Annotated in this window: 2 protein-coding genes, 1 tRNA gene and 3 rRNA genes; 5 read left to right on the top strand and 1 reads right to left on the bottom strand. The window is 49.6% G+C overall.

Annotation, left to right across the window (positions count from 1 at the left end):
* From PHI12_12410 to rrf, 5 genes are all read left to right on the top strand, one after another.
* A partial coding sequence (locus tag PHI12_12410; protein ID MDD5511592.1) for a hypothetical protein occupies window positions 1-885 on the top strand: 885 nt, incomplete at its 5' end.
* Between the two features lie 759 nt (window positions 886-1644).
* Window positions 1645-3123, top strand: a 16S ribosomal RNA gene (locus PHI12_12405).
* 110 nt (window positions 3124-3233) lie between these two features.
* Window positions 3234-3306 (top strand) — tRNA-Ala (locus PHI12_12400).
* Between the two features lie 168 nt (window positions 3307-3474).
* A 23S ribosomal RNA gene (locus tag PHI12_12395) occupies window positions 3475-6400 on the top strand.
* Between the two features lie 90 nt (window positions 6401-6490).
* Window positions 6491-6612, top strand: a 5S ribosomal RNA gene (rrf, locus tag PHI12_12390).
* The 16S, 23S and 5S rRNA genes sit together here with 1 tRNA gene alongside, the layout of an rRNA operon.
* Window positions 6613-6736: 124 nt before the next feature.
* On the opposite strand, the gene PHI12_12385 is transcribed toward rrf, so the two are convergent.
* On the bottom strand, window positions 6737-7443 hold a 707-nt coding region (locus PHI12_12385), incomplete at its 5' end, for a dihydroorotate dehydrogenase electron transfer subunit (GenBank protein ID MDD5511591.1).

Raw genomic sequence — 7443 nt, 5'->3', positions numbered from 1 at the left:
GTTCCTTCCGATGCAGCGAACGGCGCCACTGACATTCTTACCCTGAAAGCAACGTCGAAGGGAGATTCCTCAAAGAGCGACCAGGCAACGGTTATTACAACTGCCAAAACCTCGGCTGGAGGCGCTGGCGGAATACTCGACCAGGCAAACGAGTTTGCTGACGGCCTCATCGGATCATATCTTGAGTCCGCTGGAATGAAAGATAAGCTTGGCACTTACACCCCGCTGATTGTTTTGGCTGTGTTGGTATTGCTCCTGCTGCTATTGCTCATAATCATAATTGCGGCATGCTGCGGCGGAACGCCTTTCAGGATGTCCTGCGAAGACAATTCCCATGAAGTGAAACGCGGATACGATACACAATACCAGATAACGCTGACAACGAAGAAGGGCAAGAAAAATGGAATTCCGCTGATCCTCGAAACGAAGGGTGCGCCCGAGGGCTGGAGCGCGATATTGGATAAGGCCGCAGTTTCCCCGAAGAAGGACGAGCCGGCCATTGTCTTCTTGACCGTAAAGCCCCCGGCAGAGGCCATTGAAGGGGCGACAGCGAGCATATCTGTAATCGCACGCATGGAGAAGAAAAAGAAGAAGAAACGCGTAGTTGCAACCACCTCTAAAGTAGTTCTCCCCGTTTCGCGCGTCCAGATAACGAACGTCACGAACATACCGCAGGAAGCAAAGAAAGGAGATCGCGTGCTTACTGTTGTCGAGATAGAGAACCGCGACGACACGGCGGCGACTGGAATAAAGTGCTCAATATACGTCAACGAGAAAGCAATACACTCAGAAATAGTCCCGATGGGCGCCAACTCCAAAGTCGAAGTTAAAAAATCATGGGTTGCGGATTCGGACGAAAACACCGTTCGCGTTGCTCTTGAGTAATACTCAGACGATGCGATCCTCTTTCTCCCCATTTTTCTTTAATTTTGATTTCACATTTTACAATAGATTTCTATAACTATCAGATATCTGTCTTAAGACATACATATTGTAATATTGCATATAATTAGCATACAGATGCATCGCTAAAGCGCAAATTTTGTTCATTTTGGCGAATGCTGCTACATGCCATAGTTAATATTCTTCTCCTAAATGCTCTCCTTAATGGTTATATTTATATACCCCTACTCGATACCTGGTCTCCCGCGGCTTAGAGACCCTCGGTAGCACAATATACTCTGTTTGCATGACCGGGGCGAAATAGTCGTTTAATGCGACAATCGCGGTTTATCACCTCCAAGGCGAACGACACTAGTCGCTCGCGAAGGACGCATGGGAACCTTTAAATACAAACTCTGTATTACAGGTCGCTTACCCATGACACGGGCGCAACTTATGCGAACGTGGAATGTCGAATAAGTCTGAAATAAAAGTTTGGACATACTTTGTATGTTCGACGAATAATATACGCGGATAACGGCGATGCCCGAGACCGACGAAGTTCGGACTGTGAAAAGCATTGTTTTCCAACCCGCGGAACAAAAATATGGGGGTTCAAGAACGGCGCTTCCGCCCAATATACGAGCGCAAACCTTGGATCTGACGCTTGATGTGAAAGATGTAATTGGTGACTCTGTCAATTCTTAATAAGTAAAGTGTGCAATAATAAACGAGCTCAGAAATGAGACGTGTACTCTAGATATATAACTCTGGTTGATCCTGCCAGAGGGCACCGCTATTGGTATTCGCTTAAGCCATGCGAGTCGAGAGGTGAAAGACCTCGGCATACCGCTCAGTAACACGCGGATAATCTGCCCTAAGGTGGAGGATAATCTCGGGAAACTGAGAATAATACTCCATAGATCTAGGATGCTGGAATGCCCCTAGACCGAAATCCACGGAGCCTTAGGATGAGTCTGCGGCCCATTAGGTTGTAGTGGGGGTAACGGCCCCACTAGCCCACGATGGGTACGGGTGTTGGGAGACATTGCCCGGAGATGGATTCTGAGACATGAATCCAGGTCCTACGGGATGCAGCAGGCGCGAAACCTTCGCAATGTAGGAAACTACGACGAGGGGATACCAAGTGCTAGCACTTTGTGTTAGCTGTTTTCTTGTCTAAAAAACAAGGAGAGTAAAGGGCGGGTAAGATCGGGTGCCAGCCGCCGCGGTAATACCCGCGCCCTGAGTGGTGCTCGTTATTATTGGGTCTAAAACATCCGTAGCCGGTTCTGTAAATGCCCAGGTAAATCGATAGGCTTAACTTGTCGAATTCTGGGTAGACTGCAGAACTTGGGATCGGGAGAGGTTAGAGGTACTTCGGGGGTAGGGGTAAAATCCTGTAATCCTTGAAGGACCACCGGTGGCGAAGGCGTCTAACTAGAACGACTCCGACGGTGAGGGATGAAGCCCTGGGGCGCAAACGGGATTAGATACCCCGGTAGTCCAGGGTGTAAACGCTGTGGGCTTTGTGTTGGATATCCTACGAGGATGTCCAGTGCCGGAGAGAAGTTGTTAAGCCCACTACCTGGGGAGTACGGTCGCAAGACTGAAACTTAAAGGAATTGGCGGGGGAGTACCGCAACGGGAGTAGCGTGCGGTTTAATTGGATTCAACGCCGTAAACCTCACCGGAGGAGACCACCACATGTGGGCCAGGCTGAAGACTTTGCCCGAATAATAGGTGGAGAGGTGGTGCATGGCCGTCGTCAGTTCGTACCGTGAGGCGTTCTGTTAAGTCAGATAACGAACGAGACCCTTGCCTTTAGTTGCTACCTGTAAGTTCGCTTGCAGGGCACACTAGAGGGACCGCTGGCGCTAAGTCAGAGGAAGGAGAGGGCGACGGTAGGTCAGTATGCCCTGAATCCTTCGGGCTACACGCGCGCTACAAAGGATGGGACAATAGGTTCCGACGCCGAAAGGCGAAGGCGATCCCGAAACCCATCCGTAGTTCGGATCGGGGGTTGAAACTCACCCCCGTGAAGCTGGATTCCGTAGTAATCGCAAGTCAACACCTTGCGGTGAATATGCCCCTTCTCCTTGCACACACCGCCCGTCAAACCATGCGAGTTGGGTTAAAGTGAAGGCATACGTTATGGTATGCTTGAACTTTTCCTCAGCAAGCGAGGTTAAGTCGTAACAAGGTATCTGTAGGGGAACCTGCAGATGGATCACCTCCTAAGTAATCTTCGATTTATCGAGGATTGTGTATTGACAAAGTTGCCAACATTAAATTTCACATCAAGCTAAATCATACTATCGAGCCAGCGGGCCCGCACCTGTGGGCTCAATGGGCCGGTAGATCAGCGGTAGCATCGCTTGCTTTGCAAGCAAGAGGCCATGGGTTCAAATCCCATCCGGTCCATACCTACCTAAATCGCAAATCACGCTTAACATCTAATAGTTAAGGTCTCAGTGAGAAAATCATTGAGGCTCGGCAGAGACTCGAGGAACCTTGTCCGAAGGCGAATCGTAGTTTATGAAAGCCGTCACCAAGCGCAAGTTTGGTGTGTATGCATCCTGGACGCAAATTGAGCCGGCAATGCTACGCCATTTGAAGGATAGCTCGGCTCGGGAGCCGACGAAGGTCGTGCCAAGCTGCGATATGCCTCGGGTAGACGCATGGAGTCTTTGATCCGAGGATTGCCTAATGGGACTTCCTGTCTTTTTAGACATGCAGTAATGCAAGGGCACCTGCCGAATTGAAGCATCTTAGTAGGCAGAGGAAAAGAAATCAATTGAGATTGGGTTAGTAAAGGCGATCGAACACCCAACAGGGCAAACCGAATCCCCTTATGAAAGTAGGGGGAGATGTGGAGTAAGGACCTTGGTACTCCGTACAGATTAACTTGAAGTCCGCTGGAATGCGGCACGAAACAGGGTGAGAGTCCCGTAGAGATACATCGTAGGAGATTCAAGGTATCCAGAGTAGCGCGCGTTGGATATCGCGTGTGAATGGGAGGCATCAACTTCCAACCCTAAATACATCCCGAGACCGATAGTGTAGTAGTAGCGTGAGCGAAAGCTGCAAAGTACCCCTAGCGGGAGGTGCAAAGAGCTTGAAATCAAATGGTTACAGGGTTGATTCAGCATTAAAGCGTAGACGCGCCGCAAGGCGCTGAGCAGTGTTGTTTCGGCCGTGTTGAAAAACGGGCCAGGGAGTTTCCATTAGTGGCGAGGCTAACAAGATCATCTTGGGAGCCGCAGGGAAACCAATCGTGCGCAAGCGGGCAACCGCTGAGGCACAAGGTGCGCTCGCCTGTAGTCACTAGTGTAATACCCGAAGCCAGTCGAACTAATCCTGGGTAGATCGAAGCCCTCCGAAAGGGGGGTGGAGGATCGAACCGATAATGATGTGCAAATCTTTCGGATGACCTGGGTTTAGGGGAGATAGGCCAAACGAGGCTGGCGATATCTGGTTCCCTTCGAAACTACTCGCAGGTAGACCTTGATGGAGATGGGTTGCGGGGTAGAGTTACTGAATAGGGAGTTAGGGCGGGAAACCGCTCGCTCTCTTCTCAAACTCCTAATCTGCAATCATCGTAGAAGTCGAGACGTGAGGGCATGTGGGATAAGCTCCATGTCCGGAAAGCGGGACAACGCAAACTAGAGTTAAGGTCCCTAAGTATTGACTAAGTGTTAAATCGAAGGTTGTTTGTGATCTAAAACAGTCAGGCGGTGGGCTCAGAAGCAGCCATCCGTTAAAGAGTGCGTAACAGCTCACTGATCGAGATCACAGGCGCTGAAAATGGACAGGGCTAAGTCAATCACCGATACTTTAGAACACAGAAATGTGATTTGGTAGAAGGGCGCCATACGTGGGTAGAAGCCGGGCCGTAAGGTCCGGTGGACCGCGTTTGGACGCAGATCCTGGTAAAAGTAGCAGCATAGTGGAGTGAGATTCTCCACCGCCGAAAGGGCTAAGGGTTCCTCGACGACGTCGATCATTCGAGGGTTAGTCGATCCTAAGGTGTTTCTTAATCGAAAACATCGAAAGGGAAGCAGGTTAATATTCCTGCACCATTATATATTTGTTCAATCTTTAGCATCGGGTTAGATTCAGTATGGCAGTCGCCATATTCAATACTGCAAATTCATGGAGGCCGTAATGGCGAGAAGTGAATGAACGGTTGAGTAGGATGCCTTCGGGTGTCTTGAGTCAATACCTGGTGCCCGTGAAATGGGATTGAGCGCTAGGTATATAGTGTTCGTACCAAGAACCGACACAGGTGCCCCTGGCTGAGAAAGCCAAGGCGAGACGGCGTTAATTCTAGTAAGGGAATTCGGCAAATTAGCCCCGTACCTTCGGTATAAGGGGTGCCAGCCCTGCAGAGGGCTGGTCGCAGTGACTTGAGGGTTCCGACTGTTTAACAAAAACGTAGATGGCCGCAAGACCGAAAGGTTGTGTATGGCTGTTGAATCCTGCCCAGCAACGGTATCTGAAAACCGGGTTCAACCGGGCGAAGGACCGTTTAGCGGCGGAGGTAACTATGACCTTCTTAAGGTAGCGTAATACCTTGTCGCTTAATTGGCGACTTGCATGAATGGGCCAACGAGATCCCTGCTGTCCCTACTAGGAAGCCGGCGAAATTAACAGACTAGCGAACAGTCTAGTGACATCCAGAAGGAAGCGAAGACCCCGTGGAGCTTTACTACAGCCTGTTGTTGCTGTGTGATATTGATCTTATAGAGTAGACAGGAGAAGTTAATCCGTTGCCGCTAGGTAACGGGGATTCACCAATGTAACACTGTCATATCGATGTTATACGGCTAACTGCTTCGGCAGGACACCAATAGGTGGGTAGTTTGGGTGGGGCGCCACGCCCTCGAAAAGATATCAAGGGCGCTCAATGCTTGACTCAATCGGGTCAGAAACCCGATGTAGAGTGTAAGGGCAAAAGTCAAGTTGACATGGTTTCGCACAATGAGAGACCGTGATTCGAAAGAAGGACCTAACGAACCACTTAAACCTCCTTGGTGGGGGTAAGTGATAACAGAAAAGTTACCCCGGGGATAACTGAGTTGTCTTCAGCAAGAGCCCATATCGACCTGAAGGCTTGCTACTTCGCCGTCGTCTCTTCCTATCCTGGTGGTGCAGCAGCTGCCAAGGGTAGGGTTGTTCACCCATTAAAAGGGATCGTGAGATGGGTTCAGACCGTCGTGAGACAGGTTTGTTGCTATCTTCTGGATGCGTCGATGCGTGAGGGGAAAGGGCCCCTAGTACGAGAGGAACAGGGCCTTGGAGCCACTAGTCCACCAGTTGTCCGACAGGGCATTTGCTGGGCCGCCACGCTCTAAGGAATAAAAGCTGAAAGCATCTAAGCTTGAACTCCACCCTAAGACGACGCATCATAGGACGCTTATAAAAGATAAGTTTGATAGGATCGGGGTGTAAGTACCAAGGGAGCAATCTCGAGGTATTCAGCCCGCGATTACTAACTGTCCGTCTGCCGGCTCAACGCGAGATCCAGGAATGTATACATAAGAATACTTCGGACTACGTCGTGACATTCTCCAGGAATGCCATGATGAGATAACGTTCAATGTGGTTTGACGGCCATAGCGGCGAGGATACACCCGATCCCGTTCCGAACTCGGCAGTTAAGCTCGTCCACGTTTTGGTTTGTACTGAGGTGGGAGACCCCTCGGGAAGGCCAGATCGCTGTCAGACCACTCTCTCTTTTCGATCTGTAATTTTGAAGTTATTTGGTTAATTTGCACGTTTTCAATTTGCGCCCAGGATTTGCATAAAATGGAAATTTTATAGAATTTCATTGATAAAAAACAGAAAAATATCAGTGCGCCATTCTCTTACCGCTCGCATCTCGGTGGGGCTTTCCGAAATCTTTGATTTGCAAGAGCTGCTTCCCGGTGAATATCGGCCCGTCCTTGCAAACTGTGTATCCGTCCATGCAGCACTGGCCGCAGATGCCGATTCCGCATTTCATGTAGCGTTCCAGGGATGCTTGAATCGGGATTTTGTGCGCTTCCGCCAACTGGAAAATTTTTACCATCATTATTTCCGGGCCACATGTTATAATTTGATCGAATTTTTCCTTGCTCAGCAATTCCTCAACTGCGCAAGTGGCAAAGCCCTTGATGCCGCACGAGCCGTCGTCTGTTGAAATGATGACTTTTGCGGATTTTTCCAAACGTTTTTTCAGGAGAACTTCGTCCTTTGTCTTTGCGCCAATGACTACCGTTGCGCGTTTCTTTCCGACATTCTCAACGAGCGGAGCAAGTGATGCCGCGCCAGTGCCCCCGCAGACAAAAAGGATTTTTCCTTTCGGGGTTTTGTATCCATTTCCATAAGGTCCGCGGATTCCGATTTTATCTCCAACTTTTAGTGATGTAAGCGATTTTGTCGCGCCCCCCACGGCGCGCACAGTGATTCCCTTCAACTTTCCGATATATGAAACACTCATTGGAATTTCGTCAATACCAGGAATCCATACCATATAGAACTGGCCGGGCTTCGTTTCCCTGTCATAATTGAAGCGCA

The sequence above is a fragment of the Dehalococcoidales bacterium genome (genome assembly GCA_028716225.1).
Lineage (GTDB): Bacteria > Chloroflexota > Dehalococcoidia > Dehalococcoidales > UBA5760 > UBA5760.
Note: the sequence above shows the minus strand (reverse complement) of the source record. Positions and strands in the feature narration are given on the sequence as shown.